This is a genomic window from Streptomyces sp. T12 (genome assembly GCF_028736035.1).
Lineage (GTDB): Bacteria > Actinomycetota > Actinomycetes > Streptomycetales > Streptomycetaceae > Streptomyces.
In genome coordinates this window covers 2,953,396-2,970,810 of sequence record NZ_CP117866.1, presented here as the reverse complement: position 1 = coordinate 2,970,810, position 17,415 = coordinate 2,953,396, and the positions used below count along the sequence as shown (strand labels likewise).

18 protein-coding genes and 1 riboswitch are annotated in these 17,415 nt (G+C 71.6%); of the genes, 5 read left to right on the top strand and 13 right to left on the bottom strand.

Translation table 11 applies throughout. The features are described from left to right. Window positions 1-104: 104 nt before the first annotated feature. From PBV52_RS13240 to PBV52_RS13200, 9 genes are all read right to left on the bottom strand, one after another. Window positions 105-521, bottom strand: a complete 417-nt coding sequence (locus PBV52_RS13240; protein ID WP_274238548.1) for a transglycosylase SLT domain-containing protein — start codon at window positions 519-521, stop codon at window positions 105-107. A gap of 336 nt (window positions 522-857) precedes the next feature. Further along, complete coding sequence (locus tag PBV52_RS13235; protein WP_274238547.1) at window positions 858-1,688, bottom strand: ECF transporter S component; 831 nt, start codon at window positions 1,686-1,688, stop codon at window positions 858-860. Further along, the gene (locus PBV52_RS13230) at window positions 1,685-3,364 is read right to left on the bottom strand and encodes an ABC transporter ATP-binding protein (protein ID WP_274238546.1); all 1,680 of its coding nucleotides are present in this window, start codon (window positions 3,362-3,364) and stop codon (window positions 1,685-1,687) included. The genes PBV52_RS13235 and PBV52_RS13230 overlap by 4 nt, the downstream gene beginning before the upstream one ends. Continuing rightward, window positions 3,361-4,449, bottom strand: coding sequence for a CbiQ family ECF transporter T component (locus PBV52_RS13225; protein ID WP_274238545.1), 1,089 nt, complete (start codon window positions 4,447-4,449; stop codon window positions 3,361-3,363). Before PBV52_RS13225 ends, PBV52_RS13230 begins: the two co-directional genes overlap by 4 nt. After that, window positions 4,446-5,096: an SCO2322 family protein gene (locus PBV52_RS13220; RefSeq protein WP_274238544.1), complete on the bottom strand. Its 651-nt coding sequence runs from the start codon at window positions 5,094-5,096 to the stop codon at window positions 4,446-4,448. The genes PBV52_RS13225 and PBV52_RS13220 overlap by 4 nt, the downstream gene beginning before the upstream one ends. A gap of 2 nt (window positions 5,097-5,098) precedes the next feature. Next, window positions 5,099-6,334 (bottom strand): prenyltransferase/squalene oxidase repeat-containing protein, encoded by a 1,236-nt coding sequence (locus PBV52_RS13215; RefSeq protein ID WP_274238543.1) that lies wholly within the window; start codon window positions 6,332-6,334, stop codon window positions 5,099-5,101. Window positions 6,335-6,447: 113 nt separating this feature from the next. Further along, a riboswitch (cobalamin riboswitch) is annotated at window positions 6,448-6,591 on the bottom strand. Window positions 6,592-6,620: 29 nt separating this feature from the next. Next, complete coding sequence (locus tag PBV52_RS13210; RefSeq protein WP_274238542.1) at window positions 6,621-7,073, bottom strand: nuclear transport factor 2 family protein; 453 nt, start codon at window positions 7,071-7,073, stop codon at window positions 6,621-6,623. A 17-nt stretch (window positions 7,074-7,090) separates the two neighbouring features. Further along, window positions 7,091-8,119: an MBL fold metallo-hydrolase gene (locus tag PBV52_RS13205; RefSeq protein WP_274238541.1), complete on the bottom strand. Its 1,029-nt coding sequence runs from the start codon at window positions 8,117-8,119 to the stop codon at window positions 7,091-7,093. 91 nt (window positions 8,120-8,210) lie between these two features. After that, complete coding sequence (locus PBV52_RS13200; protein WP_274238540.1) at window positions 8,211-8,408, bottom strand: hypothetical protein; 198 nt, start codon at window positions 8,406-8,408, stop codon at window positions 8,211-8,213. A 142-nt stretch (window positions 8,409-8,550) separates the two neighbouring features. On the opposite strand from PBV52_RS13200, the gene PBV52_RS13195 reads away from it, so the two are divergent. Further along, on the top strand, window positions 8,551-10,008 hold the full coding sequence (locus PBV52_RS13195; RefSeq protein WP_274238539.1) for an aldehyde dehydrogenase: 1,458 nt from the start codon (window positions 8,551-8,553) through the stop codon (window positions 10,006-10,008). 3 nt (window positions 10,009-10,011) lie between these two features. Then, the gene (locus PBV52_RS13190) at window positions 10,012-10,245 is read left to right on the top strand and encodes a ferredoxin (RefSeq protein ID WP_274238538.1); all 234 of its coding nucleotides are present in this window, start codon (window positions 10,012-10,014) and stop codon (window positions 10,243-10,245) included. Window positions 10,246-10,558: 313 nt separating this feature from the next. Here the strand turns inward: PBV52_RS13190 and PBV52_RS13185 are convergent, their stop codons facing one another. Then, a complete protein-coding gene (locus tag PBV52_RS13185) occupies window positions 10,559-11,185 on the bottom strand; it encodes a TetR family transcriptional regulator (RefSeq protein WP_274238537.1) in 627 nt (208 codons plus the stop codon). 208 nt (window positions 11,186-11,393) lie between these two features. On the opposite strand from PBV52_RS13185, the gene PBV52_RS13180 reads away from it, so the two are divergent. The 3 genes from PBV52_RS13180 (at window position 11,394) to PBV52_RS13170 (ending at window position 14,912) form a co-directional block, all read left to right on the top strand. Next, window positions 11,394-13,040 carry a glycosyltransferase family 4 protein gene (locus tag PBV52_RS13180; protein ID WP_274238536.1) on the top strand — a complete coding sequence of 549 codons (1,647 nt, stop codon included), beginning with the start codon at window positions 11,394-11,396 and terminating at the stop codon, window positions 13,038-13,040. Window positions 13,041-13,110: 70 nt separating this feature from the next. After that, window positions 13,111-13,845, top strand: a complete 735-nt coding sequence (locus tag PBV52_RS13175) for a class I SAM-dependent methyltransferase (protein WP_128428083.1) — start codon at window positions 13,111-13,113, stop codon at window positions 13,843-13,845. Then, window positions 13,842-14,912, top strand: a complete 1,071-nt coding sequence (locus PBV52_RS13170; protein WP_274238535.1) for a prenyltransferase — start codon at window positions 13,842-13,844, stop codon at window positions 14,910-14,912. Before PBV52_RS13175 ends, PBV52_RS13170 begins: the two co-directional genes overlap by 4 nt. Window positions 14,913-14,990: 78 nt before the next feature. On the opposite strand, the gene PBV52_RS13165 is transcribed toward PBV52_RS13170, so the two are convergent. The 3 genes from PBV52_RS13165 to PBV52_RS13155 all read right to left on the bottom strand — a co-directional run bounded on the left by PBV52_RS13165 (window position 14,991) and on the right by PBV52_RS13155 (window position 17,270). After that, window positions 14,991-15,284 (bottom strand): hypothetical protein, encoded by a 294-nt coding sequence (locus PBV52_RS13165; protein ID WP_274238534.1) that lies wholly within the window; start codon window positions 15,282-15,284, stop codon window positions 14,991-14,993. A gap of 47 nt (window positions 15,285-15,331) precedes the next feature. Continuing rightward, entirely contained in the window at window positions 15,332-16,342 is a 1,011-nt protein-coding gene (locus PBV52_RS13160) for an LLM class F420-dependent oxidoreductase (RefSeq protein WP_274238533.1), read from the bottom strand. Between the two features lie 139 nt (window positions 16,343-16,481). Further along, window positions 16,482-17,270 (bottom strand): hypothetical protein, encoded by a 789-nt coding sequence (locus tag PBV52_RS13155; protein ID WP_274238532.1) that lies wholly within the window; start codon window positions 17,268-17,270, stop codon window positions 16,482-16,484. Window positions 17,271-17,415 lie beyond the last annotated feature (145 nt).

The window sequence follows — 17,415 nt, the reverse complement described above, 5'->3', positions numbered from 1 at the left end:
GAGACGGCACGCGCCCGTTGAGCGCCGCTCTGAAGGGGTACGGCGAAGGCGGCGGCCCCGGGGATCGGGGGCCGCCGCCTTCGGTTCTGTCTGGCGGTGTCGGCTCAGTACCAGCCGTTCGACTGCCAGAAGTTCCAGGCGCCGCACGGGCTGCCGTAGCGGTCCTTCATGTAGTCCAGGCCCCACTCGATCTGGGTGGCCGGGTTGGTCTTCCAGTCGGAGCCGGCGGAGGCCATCTTGTTGCCGGGCAGGGCCTGGACGAGGCCGTAGGCGCCGCTGGAGGCGTTCGTGGCGTTGATGTTCCAGTCGCTCTCGTGGTCGACGATCTTGGAGAAGCACTGGTACTGGGCCGAGTCCGAGATCATCTTCTTCGCGATCTGCTGCGCCGAGCCGGCCTCGGTCGTCGCGGCCTGCGCGGGCGCGGCGGCGAACAGGGTGCCGGCGGTGGCGGCGGCCAGGGCGGCACCGGCGAGGGCCTTCTTCGGGGCGGAGATGCGACGGAAGGTGGAAACCACGGACACGGGGAGCCTTTCTTCGGGGACAGTGCGCCGCAGGCATGCCGGAACCACGCGATGCGAGGCGGGGGGCGTGCGTCGGCGCCGCGGCCCTGAGGGCACGTCGGCGCCGTGCGACGTCATCCAGAGAAGCAGGCCGGGAAGGTGTCCGCAATGAGCCTGTTTGCTAGTTGTAGTCGTATGTGGGGTGAAGGTTGTTTGTGTGACGTGGCTCTCAACGCGCAGGTCAGCGGCTAAATTGACGCGCGCATGGCATCCGATTTGTCCGACTAAGATGGATCGTAGGTGATGTGGGTCATGTGGGGTGGTTCACCGGGTCGCTGACGGTCCGCGCGCGGTCCCTCACCCTGCGGGAGCGTCGAATGTGACCGGGCTCTCGAAGGCCGCCCGGCGGGTGGCCCGGCGCAGCGCCTTGAGGATCGCCGGACCGAGCGTGAGGGTGAGAACGACGGTGACCACCGCCCGGCCGAGGTCCCAGCCGAGCGAGGTGGCCAGGCAGTACGCGGCGAAGCGGGCGAGGTTGGCCAGGGGCCCGGCCTGCGGGTCGGGGGCGAGCGGTGTGACGTCCGGGTCGAAGTAGGGCCAGCCCTGCATGTTCATCACCGTGCCGTAGGCGAAGGCGGCCAGGAAGCCGTAGCCGGCCAGCAGGAGCAGCTCACCGCGGCCGCGCAGGCGGTCCGGGCCCGGCAGCAGCCCGGCGCCCATCGTGAACCAGCCCATCGACAGCATCTGGAACGGCATCCACGGCCCCACCCCGCCCGTGAGCAGGGCGGACGCGAACATCGTCACCGCGCCGAGAACGAAGCCGAAGCCGGGGCCGAGGACCCGGCCGCTGAGCACCATCAGGAAGAACATCGGCTCGATACCGGCCGTTCCGGCGCCGAGGGGGCGCAGGGCGGCGCCGGTCGCCGCCAGCACGCCGAGCATCGCCACCGCCTTCGGGCCGAGCCCGGACTCGGAGATCGTCGCGGCGACGACGGCGACCAGCAGGAGAAGCAGGCCGGTGAACAGCCACGGGGCGTCCTGCGCGTGCGCGCTCACCTGCGAGGCGGGCGGGGAGAGGAAGGGCCAGCCGAGCGCGGCCACGCCGACCGCGCTGACCAGGACGAGGGCGGCGATGGAGCGGGGTCCGAGGCGGACGGCTCGGGCCTGGCGAGTGGAGCGGCCGGTCATGCGAGGGCCTCCCGCACCTCGGCGACCGTGAGCCACTTCTGCGGGGCCAGGATCTTGGCCACCTGCGGGGCGAAGGACGGCGAGGCGACCACCACGTCCGCTGCCGGGCCGTCCGCTATCACCTCGCCGTCGGCGAGGAGCACGACCCGGTGGGCGAGTTCGGCGGCCAGCTCCACGTCATGCGTGGCCAGCACGATGGCGTGCCCCTCGGCGGCGAGCCCGCGCAGAAGGGTGAGCAGGCGGGACTTCGCCGCGTAGTCGAGGCCACGGGTCGGTTCGTCGAGGAGGAGCAGCGCCGGGCGGGCGGTCAGGACGATCGCCAGCGCGAGTGTCAGGCGCTGGCCCTCGGAGAGGTCGCGGGGGTGGGTGTCGTCGCAGATGTCCGGGAGGAGCTCGGAAACCAGGGCGCGGCAGGTGCCGGGCGCCGCGCCCACGTCGGCGTCGGCGGTCGTGCACTCGGCGGCGACCGTGTCGGCGTAGAGGAGGTCGCGGGGTTCCTGCGGGACCAGGCCGACGACTCCGCCGAGGGTGACAGCACCTGCGGAGGGCTTGACCAGGCCGACCAGCGTGTTGAGCAGGGTGGATTTTCCGGCGCCGTTGCGGCCCATGAGGGCGATGGTTTCGCCGGGGGAGACGGTGAGGTCTACGTGGCGTAGGGCCTGGGTGCGGTCGCGGGTTACGGCGAGGGCTTGTACTTCGGCCGCGTGGGGGGTTGTTGTGGTGGTGGGGGTGCGCCTTCGTCGGAACCATCGGCGGTCGGTGGTGCCCAATAGCTCGGGGGGCTCGGATTGTTGGCGGGTGCGGGTTCGTTGTGGTTGATCGCGCAGTTCCCCGCGCCCCTTAGCGGCGATGTAGTTCCGTTCCTCAAGCCGTTGCCGTAGGGCTGGCGCCATGCGGCGTGCGTCCCTCACCGTCAGAGGGAGCGGGGACCAGCCTGCGAGGCGGCCGAGGTCGACGACCGGGGGGTACACCGGGGATACGGCCATCATCTCCGCCGGGGTGCCGAGGACGGGGGCCGCGCCCGGAGAGGACAGCAGTACGACCTGGTCGGCGTACTGGATGACGCGCTCCAGGCGGTGTTCGGCCATCAGGACCGTCGTGCCGAGGTCGTGGACCAGGCGTTGGAGGACCGCGAGGACCTCTTCCGCGGCCGCGGGGTCCAGGGCCGAGGTGGGCTCGTCGAGGATCAGCGCCCTGGGGTGCGGGGTGAGTACCGAGCCGATCGCGACGCGTTGTTGCTGGCCGCCGGAGAGGGCGGCGATGGAGCGGGCGCGCAGGTCGGTCAGGCCCAGCAGGTCGAGGGTCTCCTCGACGCGGCGGCGCATGACGTCCGGGGCGAGGCCCAGCGACTCCATGCCGTAGGCCAGTTCGTCCTCGACGGTGTCGGTCACGAAATGGGAGAGGGGGTCCTGCCCCACCGTGCCCACCACGTCGGCGAGTTCGCGCGGCTTGTGCGTGCGGGTGTCGCGGCCGGCCACCGTGACGCGGCCGCGCAGGGTGCCGCCGGTGAAGTGCGGGACGAGCCCGCTCACCGCGCCGAGCACGGTGGACTTGCCGACGCCCGACGGGCCGACGAGCAGCACCAGTTCACCCTCCGGGACCTCGAAGTCCACGCCTTGGACGGTGGGTTCGGTGGCACCGTCGTACGTCACGGAGACGTTCTCGAAGCGGATCACGACGGCTCCTTGAGGGCGGGACGGCGGGGTGCGGGGCTGATGAACGCGGGGAGCAGGCCGAGGAGGACGGCCGCCGCGGGCCACAGGGGGAGGGCGGGTGCGACGAGGGGGACCACGCCGGGGTGCAGGGCCGCCGGGTCGCGGGCGGCGGCGAGGGCCAGCAGGGCGGCGACGGCCGCGCCGGAACCGGCGACCAGCCAGGCGCGGGCGTCCCAGCGGTCCGGGCGGTAACGGGTGCGCAGGGTACGGCGACCGCCGAGCCGCAGCCCCGCGAGCGCGGCGACGAGTCCGGCGAGGAGGACCGGGAGGCCGTACGTGCCGCCCTCGGCGGTCAGCAGTCCGTACGTTCCCGCGCAGACGCCGAGCAGTCCGCCGAGGGTGAGCGCGGTGGTCGTACGGCGGACGCGGGGCGGGACGTCGGCGCTGCGGCCGTAGCCGCGGGCGTCCATCGCGGCGGCGAGGGCGACCGAGCGCTCCAACGCGCCCTCCAGGACCGGGAGTCCGACGTGCAGGAGGCCGCGGATACCCGTGTCGGGGCGGCCGCGCAGACGGCGGGCGGCACGCAGGCGCTGGACGTCGGCGATCAGGTGGGGGGCGTAGGTGAGGGCCACGACCACCGCCACGCCCATCTCGTAGAGGGCGCCGGGGAGGGACTTGAGGAGGCGTGCGGGGTTGGCCAGGGAGTTCGCCGCGCCCACGCAGATGAGGAGGGCGGCCAGCCGCAGGCCGTCGTAGAGGGCGAAGAGGAGGGTCTCGACGGTGACCTTGCCGCCCAGGCGGATGCCCTGCGCCCAGTGCGGCAGGGGCAGTTCGGGGAGGGTGACGATCACATGCGTGCCGGGGATGGGGGAGCCGAGGGCCACGGCGAAGACGAGGCGGATGAGGAGAACGGCCAGGGCGAGCTTGGCGAAGGCCGTGTAGGAGCGGGCCCAGGGGGCGTCGGGGCGGCAGGTCGCCACTACGTAGGCGGAGGTCGCTATGAGGAGGGTGAGGAGGAGGGGGTTGGTGGTGCGGGTGGCCGCGGTGCCTAGGGAGAGGGACCAGAGCCACCAGGCGCCGGGGTGCAGCTGTGGCCGTGCCCTCACGTCCGCCGCCGCCGTGCCTGCCAGACCGCTGCCGCGCCGAGTACGGCCACTACGGCGATTCCCGCCACCAGGCCCAGCGAGGGGCCCTCGTCCGACGTCTCTCGATTCTCGGCGGTCGTCTTCTCGGGGGCAGTCGGCTTCTCGCCCTCCGCGACCTGCTCCCCGCACCCCTTCTCCGGATACCCCGAGATCGCGCACAACAGGGCGTTCGTGTCGTACCGCAGGGGCTTGGCCACCGCGGCCAGGGCCTCCGCCGTGGTCGCGTCCGGGGCCACCCGCGCGCATGCCGTACGGCGGGCCGGTGGCGTCTCGCCCGACGGGGCGTCCGCTGCCTTACCGAAGTCGATGACCAGGGCCACCCGCTTCTTGCCGTCCTGCGCGGGCGTCCTCGCGCAGATCACCGCGAACTCGGCCGCGCCCCTCGGCTTCGCGGCGTCCTTCGAGTCCTCGCTCACCGCGAAGCGGAAGCCCTGGACGTCGCCGTCGGAGGGGCGGGCGAGGGAGGGGCCCTGGGTGGCGTAGGCCCAGGTGTCGCCGTCGCGGTCCCAGAAGGACCAGTAGCGGTAGCCCGTCGCGTGGGCGGCCTGGGCCGCGCCGGTCAGGAGGACCAGCGCGGTCAGAAGGAGGGTGAAAGCGCGGCGGATCACGGTCACTTGCCCTTATTGCGGCCGCTGATCAGGAAGCCGACGCCGATGCCCGCGACCAGGCCGACGCCGACGATCCACCAGACGCTGACGCCGTTGTCATCGTCCTTGTCGGCCTGCTTCTGGACGTCGCTCGCCGTGGGCGACTTGACGGCTGGGACGAACTCGGGGGCGGGGCCGGTGGCGGTGAGGCGCTCGACCAGGTCGTCGCCGGTGCCGTCGAAGTCTCGTACGTCGAAGCCGGTGTTCGCGGCGAGGATCAGCTGGGCGTATGCGGCCGGGCCTGCCTGTTCGGCCCACTGCCGGTAGTGGGAGCCCAGCCAGCGCATGGCGTCGGCCGCCTTGTCGCCGTGGCCGGCAGTGGACAGGGCGAGGACTGCGTCGGCGGTGTTGCCGTAGTCGGGCTGGTTCTCGGCGCCGGGCATGGCCGACGTGAGGTGATCGTCCTTGGCCAGGGCCTTGACGAGGTAAGCGGCGCCGTTGCGCGCGGCCTGCTCGGGGTCGGCGGCGTTCTTGCAGGCGAGGGCCTCGGCGGTGGGCTTCGGGGCGGCACCGGCGAGCGTCTTGCCGAGCGCACCGACCACGGCGGCGGCCGTCGCGTCCGCGTTGGCGGCCAGCTTGCCCTTCTTGTCCGGCTGGAAGGCGAAGGCGCCGCCGCCGTCCTCGCCGCACGGGATGGCGAGGGACAGCAGGGCGTCGTACGGCGACCTGCCCCCCTTGCGTACGTCGCCCGGCTTCTCGCCGACGGCCGTGAGCGCACCGATCACGACGGAGGTCGAGTTCGCGTCACTCGGGCCGCCCACCGCGTACCCCCAGCCTCCGTCCTTGTTCTGCACGCTCTTCAGCCAGGCGACCGCCTTGCCGGTCACGGCGTCGTGCCCGCCGAGCGCGGCCAGGGCCTGGACGGCGGCGGCCGTGTTGTTGGTGTCGACCGGCGTCTTCGCGTCGCACGCCTTCGAGACGTCGGCGCGGAACGGGGCGAATCCCCCGTCGGCACACTGCTGCCCGGTCAGCCACTCCACGGCCTTCGCCGCCGGCTTCACACCCACCGTGTCCAGGGCGAGCAGCGCGAGGGACTGGCGCCATACACCGTCGTACGTCGGGTCGGTCGTGCCGTACAAGCCCGTGGGAATCGCCACGGACGGTGACGCGGACGGGGCGGAGTCGGCGGCGGTGACGGGCGTCGCCGTACCGATCACGACGGTGGCGGCCAGGACCGCGGCGCTGCGGCGGACGTACATGATCGGCGGGTGCCCTTCCCTAAGGGGAACCGGGCAGCACAGGGGGGACCCCCGGGCGGCTCGGCTCCGTATACCTCGACGGTGCCGTGCTCCGGCCGGCTGCCGGGGCACGTGAGCCGGTCACGAACCGTACGGGGCGATCCGGCTCACCGGCCTTTGACGACCGGTTCACGGTTGCGGGGTCAGCGCCGGATTTGCACCGGCTTCCCCCTGTACGGGCGTGATGACGACGCCGTCACTCTACCGGCCCGTAGGGAAACGGCTGAGGGGAGGTGGTGCGAGGCCTTCATGGCCTGGGCGGGCGCGGGGTCGGTCCGGCGAAGGCGAGATGGAGGATCCGGGCGGACAGGAGCCATGTGCCGTCCGGCGGCCTGCGGAACGTGTCCTCGTAGTGCCCCACCTGGACCGGGGGCCCCGGCGGGACCAGGCCGCCCTCGTGGCCGTCGACGCGGTACGTCGTGAAGTACGAGGTCGACGTCGCGGTGTCGGGGGACGTCACCGTGACGAGGATGTTGGACATCAGGCGCCGCGAGAGACGGTCGGCGGGGCGGGAGCCGAAGTACGCGCGCAACGCGTCCCGCCCCTCGACCAGCCGCTCACCCGCCGGCCACTCCCAGGTGCCGTCCTCGGTGAACAGCTCGCCGACGGAGGACGGTTCGCCGAGGTCGAGGCGGTGGACGAAGTCGACGACGATGCGCTCGCAGGCGCGTTCGGCGAGCAGCCGGTCCACAGGATCCATGGCGTTCATGGTCATCTCTATACGGCCACGTACGTCACCGGTTCACTCCCGGCCACCGCCTCCGCCCTCCCCAGCTTCACCAGCCGCCGCAGATGGGCCTCGGCCTCCGCGATCGCGATGTTCCGTGATCCGTACGGGATCTGGTCCCAGGGCCGGTTCCACTCCATGCGCTCGGCGAGCTGCCAGGGGGTGAGGGGCTCGGCGAGGAGGGTCAGGAGGTCGGTGAGGCGGGACTCGTGGTGGAGCAGCAACTCCCGTACGCGGGCGCCGGCGTCGGTGAAGGCGTGCTGGTGGGCCGGGAGGATCTCGGCGGGGGCGAGGTGGCCGACGCGTTCGAGGGAGGCCAGGTAGTCGCCGAGGGGGTCGGTGACGGTGGTGTCGTCGGGGTCCTCGTACAGGCCGATGTGCGGGGTGATTCCGGGGAGCAGGTGGTCGCCGGAGAACAGGCGGCCGTGGCCCGGGAGTTGAGCCGGGTGTTCCTCCTCCAGGTGCAGGCAGACATGGCCGGGGGTGTGCCCCGGGGTCCAGATCGCGCGCAGGCGGCGGCCGGGGAGGTCGAGGAGGTCGCCGGGGACGATCTCGCGGTCGGGCGCGGCGGGGGAGAAGCCGGGCAGGGTGCTCCGGCGGCGGGCGGTGCGCAGCGGAGACACGTGGGCGTCGGGGGCGCCGGCCGCGGTGAGCTTGTCCGCCATGTAGGAGAACCAGCGCTCGGGGCGGGTCGCGCGGGTGCGCCGCACGATCGCCGCGTCCGCCGCGTGCATCGCGATCCAGGCGCCGGAGGCCTCGCGCACCTGGCCGGACAGGCCGTGGTGGTCGGGGTGGTGGTGGGTGATGACCACGCCGTGGATCTCACCGGGCGCGGTGCCGCATGCCGCGAGGCCCTCGGCGAGGGTGTCCCAGGAGGCCGGGTCGTCCCAGCCGGTGTCGATGAGCACCGGGCCGCGGTCGGTGTCGACGACGTACACGAGGGTGTGGCCGAGCGGGTTGTCAGGGATGGGGACCTCGATGGACCGGACGCCGCCGCCATGGTCGTACACCTGCGCCATGGGATCCCCAATCGCCGCGCCACGTTCCGGCCACCGGCCCACTATAACTAGAACAGGTTCCGATGGGAGCCTGAGTCACCTGGCTGTCGGGTCACTCGGGTTCGGCGTTCCGTACGCGCTCCGGCGTCCAGTACTCCCTGATTTCCTCCGGGCTCTTCGTCTCCCGGTGCACGGACACGCCGTTCTCGCGCTTCACGTCACCCCAGGTCGACGCCATCCATACGGCGCCGCCGACGGCCACCGCCAGTGCCGTGGCGAACACCGCCCAGTCGCGCGCGCGAACTGCCATCCCGTGCCCCCTCGCTGTCTCGCTCAGCGTAGGGGCGAGGTGTGTGCGCTCCGTGGACTCCTCCGGGTAGAACTGGTATCAGTTCCTGAAACAGCGTCAGAAACCAAGGAATCCCGCTCCAGCTCCGCAGGAGGCGTCGGCCATGACCGAGCTCGTGGAACACGGACAGCTGTTCATCGGCGGGGAGTTGACCGACCCCCTGGGCAAGGACGTCATCGAGGTGATCTCGCCGCACACGGAGGAGGTCATCGGACGCGTGCCACACGCCTCGCCGGCCGACGTCGACCGGGCGGTCGCGGTCGCGCGCAAGGCGTTCGACGAGGGGCCCTGGCCGCGGATGTCGCTCGACGAGCGGATCGAGGTCGTCACCCGCATCAAGGACGGGATCGCCCTGCGGCACGAGGAGATCGCCCGCGTGATCTCCTGCGAGAACGGCTCCCCGTACTCCTGGAGCGTCCTCGCGCAGGCGCTCGGCGCGATGATGGTGTGGGACGCGGCGATCACGGTCGCACGGAACTTCACGTACGAGGAGACGCGCGACGGAGTCCTCGGCAAGATCCTGGTGCGGCGCGAGCCGGTCGGGGTCGTGGCGGCCGTCGTCCCCTGGAACGTCCCGCAGTTCGTCGCCGCCGCCAAGCTCGCGCCCGCGCTGCTCACCGGCTGCACGGTGGTGCTCAAGCCGTCGCCGGAGTCGCCGCTCGACGCTTACCTCCTCGCGGAGATCGCGAAGGACGCCGGGCTGCCGGAGGGCGTGCTGTCGATCCTCCCGGCGGACCGTGAGGTGAGCGAGTACCTGGTCGGGCACCCGCGGATCGACAAGGTCTCCTTCACCGGCTCGGTGGCGGCCGGCAAGCGCGTGATGGAGGTCGCGGCCCGCAACCTCACCCGCGTGACGCTGGAGCTGGGCGGCAAGTCGGCGGCCGTGGTCCTCCCGGACGCGGACGTCGAGGCGACGGTCGCCGGTGTCGTCCCGGCAGCCTGGATGAACAACGGCCAGGCGTGCGTGGCCCAGACGCGCATCCTGCTGCCCCGCTCCCGCTACGACGAGTTCGCCGAGGCCTTCGCCGCGGCGGCCGGCGCGCTGGTGGTCGGCGATCCGCTGGACGCGGCGACCCAGGTGGGCCCGCTGGTGGCGCAGCGGCAGCAGCGCAGGAACCTCGACTACATCCGGATCGGGCAGGAGGAGGGCGCGAAGATCCTGACGGGCGGCGGGCGTCCGCCGGGCCTGGAGCGGGGCTGGTACGTCGAGCCGACCCTCTTCGGAGACGTCGACAACTCGATGCGGATCGCACGCGAGGAGATCTTCGGCCCCGTGATCTGTCTCCTCCCCTACGGCGACGAGTCCGAGGCCGTGAAGATCGCGAACGACTCCGACTACGGCCTGAGCGGCAGCGTCTGGACGGCCGACACCGGGCACGGCATCGAGGTCGCCCGCCAGGTCCGTACCGGCACGTACTCGGTGAACACCTTCAGCCTGGACATGCTGGGCCCGTTCGGCGGCTACAAGAACTCCGGGCTGGGCCGCGAATTCGGCCCCGAGGGCTACGGCGAATACCTGGAGCACAAGATGATCCACCTCCCGGCGGGCTGGGAGGCGTAGGGGATGGGTGACCGCTGGCACGTCGAGGTCGACCGGTCGGTGTGCATCGGCTCGGCCCAGTGCGTCCACCACGCCCCCGACGGCTTCCACCTCGACACCGGCCGGCAGTCCCATCCGGCCGACCCCGAGACCGACGCGAACGAGAAGATCCTTGCCGCGGCGGAGAGCTGCCCGGTGGAGGCCATCGTGATCACGCTGCTGGGGAGCGGGGAGCCGGTGTTCCCGCCCGAGGAGTAGTGCCGTCCGAGGAGTCGTCCGATTTCGCCAAAAAAATTACCATTGCAGGTGGTTCTTTCCTCGGGCGGAAGTTCTATCCTGGAAGTCGGCCTACGGGACGAGTGAGGGAGTTCGAACCGGAGTAGCCGACTCTGGCGGGAAGCAGACGGCTTCCGCTGGGGCCGACGTCGACGGTCCGGGCTGAGAGGCCGGAAAGTCGGAAGACCGAGAGGTCGGAAGACCGGAAGGCGACCCCCATCACCTGATCCGGGTAATACCGGCGAAGGGAACCCGTCTCGTAGGTCCTTCGTGTGCTCGTAGGTCCTTCGTGTGCCTAGGCCCGGGCCTCCGGCTCCGGCGCCGTCAGGTCGATCAACCGGCACACCGTCTCGATGTCGATCTTCACCTGGGCGATCGAGGCGCGGCCCGAGAGCCAGGTGATCAGGGCCGAGTGCCAGGTGTGCTCGATGACGCGGACGGCGGAGAGCTGCTCGGGTGTCGGGTTCGCCAGGCCCATGGCGTCCAGGATGATCACCGTGGTCTGGCGGGAGACCTGGTCGACCTCGGGCGAGACACTCCGGTCGGCGAAGGTCAGGGCCCGGACCATGGCGTCGGCCAGGTGCGGCTCGCGCTGCAGCGCGCGAAAGGCCCGCATCAGCGTCTCCGCCACCCGCTCCGCCGCCGTCTCCCCCTGCGGCGGCTTCTTCCGCAGCGTGCCGTGCATGTGCTCCAGCTGGTCCTGCATCGTGGCGACCAGCAGATGCACCTTGGACGGGAAGTAGCGGTACAGCGTGCCGAGCGCCACCTGCGAGGACTCCGCGACCTCCCGCATCTGTACGGCGTCGAAACCACCCCGGCTGGCGAGCTGCGCGCTGGCGTGCAGGATGCGCCGACGCCGGGCCTCCTGCCGCTCGGTGAGGGGCGGTGAGGCAGGGCTTGCGCTACTGGCTTCCGCAGGCATGGATCCCGTTCCGTGACAGTCGGTGAGGGTGAGTGACCGGACAGCATGCCAGGGCGTCGGTCGTGGCGTGAATCACCTGATCCATCGCTCACAGCGGCGCTACCTGCCGGTAGATTCAGAGCCTCTTGAACGATCAAGTCTGAAACTTGTTCTAGATTAGCGTCCCGGCGTAATCTCGCGGGACCGTGCAGGGAGAAGGGGGCCCAGAGTGACCGCTGAGGCCAGGGAGGCCGGGTCTCCACAGGACCCTGCCGCCGACGGCGAGCGACCGCTCGACATCGCGCTTCTCACCTATAAAGGGAACCCGTTCTGCGGCGGCCAGGGCGTCTACGTACGGCACCTCTCCCGCGAGCTGGCCCGCCTCGGCCACCGCGTCGAGGTCATCGGCTCCCAGCCCTACCCCGTCCTCGACGAGGGCGCGGACTACGCGGGCCGGCTGACCCTCACCGAGCTCCCCAGCCTCGACCTCTACCGCCAGCCCGACCCCTTCCGCACGCCGGGGCGCGACGAGTACCGCGACTGGATCGACGCGCTGGAAGTGGCCACCATGTGGACCGGCGGCTTCCCCGAGCCCCTGACCTTCTCGCTGCGCGCCCGCCGCCATCTGCGCGCCCGGCGCGGCGAGTTCGACGTCGTGCACGACAACCAGACGCTGGGGTACGGATTGCTGGGCGAGGTCGGCGCCCCGCTCGTCACCACCATCCACCACCCCATCACCGTCGACCGCCAGTTGGAGCTGGACGCGGCTGAGGGCTGGCAGCGGCGGATGTCGGTGCGCCGGTGGTACGCCTTCACGCGCATGCAGAAGCGGGTCGCGCGCCGCCTTCCGTCGGTACTGACCGTGTCGGGTACGTCCCGCGCGGAGATCGTCGACCACCTCGGTGTACGCCAGGACCGTATCCACGTCGTCCACATCGGCGCGGACACCGACCTGTTCTCGCCGGATGCGTCGGTACGGCAGATCCCCGGCCGGATCGTCACGACCTCCAGCGCCGATGTCCCGCTGAAGGGCCTGGTCTTCCTCGTCGAGGCGCTCGCCAAGGTCCGCACCGAGCACCCCGACGCCCACCTCGTCGTCGTCGGCAAGCGGTCCGAGGAGGGGCCGGTCGCGCAGGCGATCGAGCGGTACGGCCTCGAAGGCGCCGTCGAGTTCGTCAAGGGCATCTCCGACGCGGAGCTCGTCGACCTGGTCCGATCGGCGCAGGTGGCATGTGTGCCGTCGCTGTACGAGGGCTTCTCCCTGCCGGCCGCCGAGGCCATGGCCACGGGGACGCCGCTGGTCGCCACGACCGGCGGGGCGATCCCGGAGGTCGCCGGGCGCGACGGGGAGACGTGTCTGGCGGTGCCGCCGGGGGACCCCGGGGCGCTGGCGGCCGCTCTGAGCCGACTGCTGGGCGATGCGGAGCTCCGCGACCGCCTGGGAGCGGCCGGGCGTGACCGCGTCCTGCGGAACTTCACCTGGGCGAAGGCCGCCGAGGGGACGGTGACCCGCTACCGCGAGGCCATAGCCCACTCCACGGGCGGTGACCCACGCCTCGGCTCCGCGGGCGGTGACGTACGCCCTGGCTCCACGGGCGGTGCCCCACGCCGCTCCGCGGCAAGCACTGCCCGCTCCGCGGCCCCGACTCCCGGCCGCTCCGCGGCGACTCCCGCACACGCCGCACCGGCAAGGGTGGCCAATGCCCCGCGAGGGCCCGAGGCCGCGAGGGACGGCGAGGACGCCCGCGTGACTGGGACCGCGGGGGGCGGCGAGGACGCCCGCGTGACTGGGACCGCGGGGGGCGGCGAGGACGCCCGCGTGACCGAGGCCGCGAGGGACGGCGAGGCCGTCCGCGTGACCGAGGCCGCCTCATGACCGCCGCGCCCGTCCACCGCACCATCGACCCCCGCCCCTCCAACCGCTCCGACCGCGAAAGCAGGCCAACGTGCTGACCGTCGACTTCTCCCGGTTCCCGCTCGCCCCGGGCGACCGCGTCCTGGACCTCGGCTGCGGTGCCGGCCGGCACGCGTTCGAGTGTTACCGGCGCGGTGCCCAGGTCGTGGCGCTGGACCAGAACGGGGAGGAGATCCGCGAGGTCGCCAAGTGGTTCGCGGCGATGAAGGAGGCCGGGGAGGCACCCGAGGGCGCGACCGCGACGGCGATGGAGGGCAACGCGCTCGCCCTCCCCTTCCCCGACGAGTCCTTCGACGTCGTGATCATCTCCGAGGTCATGGAGCACATCCCGGACGACAAGGGCGTACTCGCCGAGATGGTCCGGGTGCTCAAGCCCGGCGGCCGTATCGCCATCACCGTCCCCCGCTACGGCCCCGAGAAGGTCTGCTGGGCGCTGTCCGACGCCTACCACGAGGTCGAGGGCGGCCACATCCGCATCTACAAGGCGGACGAACTGCTCGCGAAGATCCGCGAGGCCGGCCTGAAGCCGTACGGCACCCACCACGCCCACGCCCTGCACTCCCCGTACTGGTGGCTGAAGTGCGCGTTCGGTGTCGACAACGACAAGGCGCTGCCGGTGCGGGCGTACCACAAGCTCCTGGTCTGGGACATCATGAAGAAACCGCTGGCCACCCGGGTCGCCGAACAGGCGCTGAACCCGCTGATCGGCAAGAGCTTCGTGGCGTACGCGACCAAGCCCCACCTGCCTCAGGTGGCCACCTCGTGACCACTCCCCGGACAGAACACCTCGTCCTGCCCGGGGTCCTCACCGCCGAGCAGGCCGCCGCGACCGTCGCAGGGATCCTCGCCGTACAGCGTGAGGATGGGGCGATCCCCTGGTTCCGCGGGCATCACCTCGACCCGTGGGACCACGTCGAGGCGGCGATGGCGCTGGACACGGCCGGTGAGCACGCGGCCGCCGAGCGGGCGTACACCTGGCTGGCGACCCACCAGAACGAGGACGGCTCCTGGTACGCCGCCTACGCGGACGGCGCCTTCGACGACGTCACCGACACCGGCCGCGAGACCAACTTCGTCGCCTACATAGCCGTAGGCGTCTGGCACCACTACCTCTCCACCGGCGACGACACGTTCCTGGACCGCATGTGGCCGTCCGTCTACGCGGCCATCGAGTGCGTCCTCCAGCTCCAGCAGCCGGGCGGACAGATCGGCTGGCGGCGCGACGAGGACGGCACCGCGACGCAGGACGCCCTGCTGACCGGCTCCTCCTCGATCCACCACGCACTGCGGTGCGCGCTGGCCATCGCCGAGCAGCGGGAAGAGCTGCAGCCGGACTGGGAGTTGGCTGCGGGGGCGTTGCGGCACGCGATCCGTCGTCACCCGGAGCGGTTCCTGGACAAGGACCGCTACTCGATGGACTGGTACTACCCGGTGCTGGGCGGCGCGTTGACGGGCGCCGAGGCCAAGTCCCGGATGGAGGAGGGCTGGGAGCGCTTCGTCGTCCCCGGCCTCGGGGTGCGGTGCGTCGTGCCCAACCCGTGGGTGACGGGCGGCGAGTCGGCCGAACTCGCCCTGGCCCTGTGGGCGATGGGCGAGTCGGACCGGGCGCTGGAGATCCTCCAGTCGATCCAGCACCTGCGCGACCCGGAGAGCGGGTTGTACTGGACGGGGTACGTCTTCGACGACGACGCCATCTGGCCGCGCGAGCTGACGACTTGGACGGCCGGTTCGCTGTTGCTGGCCGTCGCGGCGCTGGGCGGGCATGAGGCGACGTGTGCGGTGTTCGGCGGGGATCGCCTGCCGACGGGGCTGGACCCGGACTGCTGCAGCTGAGAGCTCGGATGTCCTTGCCGTCTGGCGGGTGCGGGTTGTCTGTGGTTGATCGCGCAGTTCCCCGCGCCCCTCAAGGCGTCAGTGGCGATGTACGCGATTGGCGATCGCGTGGCCCACGAACAGGTAGACCACCGCTGCGAGCCCGTACCCGGCCACCACCCTCGCCCACGCCTCGTCGAACGTGAACAGGTCATGGGACCAGCCCGCCAGCCAGCGGGCCGCGTCATGGATGAACTGGACGAAGGCGTTGGCGCGGTTGGCGTCCAGCAGATACATCAGGATCCACAGGCCCAGGATGAGGGCCATGATGTCGGCGACGATCGCTATGACCGTTCCGGCCTGGTTGGAACCGTTGCCATATCGAGGGGACATGCCCTTCGGGTAGCCCTTGAACCCCGGATGAAACCAGGCGCGCCGGGCTATGAGTTGAGCTCGGCGAGCACACGCAGGGTGTGCGGGTCGGGTGCGAGGGCGAGCAGATCGGTCACCGGCCCCTTCCGCCACAACTCCAACCGCTCGGCGATGCGTTCACGAGGCCCGACGAGCGAGATCTCGTCGGCGAAGGCGTCCGGGACGGCGAGTACGGCCTCCTCGCGGCGGCCGTCCAGGAACAGCCGCTGAATCCGGCGGGCTTCCTCCTCGTACCCCATCCGCGCCATGAGATCGGCATGGAAGTTGCGGGCCGCGTGGCCCATGCCGCCGATGTAGAAGCCGAGCATGGCCTTGACGGGGAGGAGGCCTTCGGAGACGTCGGCGCAGACTTGGACGCGGGTCATAGGGGCGACGAGGAAGCTCTGCGGGAGGTCGCGCACCGCCTCCCCGTACACGTCGGGCCTGCTCGGCGACCAGTACAACGGCAGCCAGCCGTCGGCGATCCGGACGGTCTGCGCGACGTTCTTCGGACCCTCGGCGCCGAGGAGGACGGGCAGGTCGGGGCGGAGGGGGTGGGTGATCGGCTTCAGGGCCTTGCCGATGCCGGTGGCGTCCGGGCCGCGGTACGGGTGGGAGTGGAAGCGTCCGTCGAGTTCTACGGGGGCTTGGCGGCGCAGTACTTGCCGTACGACATCGACGTACTCGCGCGTGGCGGTCAGCGGCGAGGCGGGGAACGGCCGCCCGTACCACCCCTCCACCACCTGCGGCCCCGACAACCCGAGCCCGAGCATCATGCGCCCGCCGGAGAGGTGGTCAAGGGTGAGGGCGTGCATGGCGGTGGTGGTGGGGGAGCGGGCGGCCATCTGGGCAACCGCCGTACCGAGCTTGATCCTTGAGGTCTGCGCGGCGATCCAGGTGAGCGGGGTGAAGGCGTCGGACCCCCAGGACTCGGCGGTCCACACCGAGTCGTAGCCGAGCCGCTCGGCCTCCTGGGCCAGCGGTACATGGTCCGCGGAGGGGCCGCGACCCCAGTAGCCGAGTGCGAGCCCGAGCCGCATGTCTGCCTCCTGACGGGTGCCTGACGGTGTCTGACGGTGTGTCAGCTCTGCGTGGAGGCTTGCGACTGTACGACGACGGCCCCTCACCGGGAAGGGTGAGGGGCCGTCGTACGGCTATCGCTACGGCTTCTTTTGCGGCTCAGCCGCGCTGGATGCCCGACGTGTCCTGCAGCACGCCACGGCGGCCGTCCTGCGTCTGCGCGACCAGGGCCGCACCGCGCTGCTCGACGGCCAGGTACCAGGTGCCCGGCGCGAGTTCGGCGATGGGGGTCGGCGAACCGTCCTCCGCGAACAGCGGCCGCGCCACGGGTACGGCGAACCAGAACGGCGAGAAGTCCGCGGCCGGCGCCTGCGGCTGCTGCGGCTGCTGGGGCTGCCCACCGAAGGGCTGCCCGGGCTGCGGCTGACCGCCGTACGGCTGCCCGGGCTGCGGCTGCTGGGCACCCGGGTAGCCGTAACCACCCTGCGGCTGACCGCCGTAGGGCGGCTGGGGGGCGGCGGGGCGGGGGGCCGGGAGGAGGGCGGCCTGGAGGGCGGGGACCAGGGGGGTGGCGATGGCGCCGCCCGCGAGGGCCAGGGCGGCGATGAAGCCGAGGATCAGCCCTGCGGCGGCGCTGCCGCCCTCGGGTACGTCCACCAGCGTCCAGAACAGGCTCCACGCGGCGAGAATCGTGAATGCCGCACCGACTGTTCCGAGGTCCAGCCCGGCGACCTTGCGCGGCTGGGGCAGGAGGCGGTTGACGACGATCAGGGCACCACCGATGACCCCGCCCAGGTAGGTGCCGAAGCCAAGTCCGAGGTTTTCCCACCCGGTGATGTCAAGGTTGTACCCGGAGGCGGAGTAGAGCTGGAGGAACGACGCGATGAACAGCAATACCGCTGCTCCGATCACCACGCCGTCGCCTCGAGTGAGGGAGCGGATATTCACTTCAGGGTCCTTCGTCAGTCGTCTCGTCATCGGCATCGCTGGAGGCGTCGCTGTCACCATGTCGCCGTCAGGCCCCGGTGTGAAGCGCGGGGGTGGCCCCTCATCGTACGGAGACCTTATCGTCCGACCGACGAGGGTGTCCGCC

Coding starts and splice junctions, on each gene's coding strand:
- PBV52_RS13190 (WP_274238538.1), top strand. CDS start 10,012: ATGGGTGACCGCTGGCACGTCGAGGTCGACCGGTCGGTGTGCATCGGC.
- PBV52_RS13205 (WP_274238541.1), bottom strand. CDS start 8,119: ATGGCGCAGGTGTACGACCATGGCGGCGGCGTCCGGTCCATCGAGGTC.
- PBV52_RS13165 (WP_274238534.1), bottom strand. CDS start 15,284: ATGTCCCCTCGATATGGCAACGGTTCCAACCAGGCCGGAACGGTCATA.
- PBV52_RS13215 (WP_274238543.1), bottom strand. CDS start 6,334: ATGTACGTCCGCCGCAGCGCCGCGGTCCTGGCCGCCACCGTCGTGATC.
- PBV52_RS13235 (WP_274238547.1), bottom strand. CDS start 1,688: ATGACCGGCCGCTCCACTCGCCAGGCCCGAGCCGTCCGCCTCGGACCC.
- PBV52_RS13210 (WP_274238542.1), bottom strand. CDS start 7,073: ATGGATCCTGTGGACCGGCTGCTCGCCGAACGCGCCTGCGAGCGCATC.
- PBV52_RS13160 (WP_274238533.1), bottom strand. CDS start 16,342: ATGCGGCTCGGGCTCGCACTCGGCTACTGGGGTCGCGGCCCCTCCGCG.
- PBV52_RS13185 (WP_274238537.1), bottom strand. CDS start 11,185: ATGCCTGCGGAAGCCAGTAGCGCAAGCCCTGCCTCACCGCCCCTCACC.
- PBV52_RS13200 (WP_274238540.1), bottom strand. CDS start 8,408: ATGGCAGTTCGCGCGCGCGACTGGGCGGTGTTCGCCACGGCACTGGCG.
- PBV52_RS13195 (WP_274238539.1), top strand. CDS start 8,551: ATGACCGAGCTCGTGGAACACGGACAGCTGTTCATCGGCGGGGAGTTG.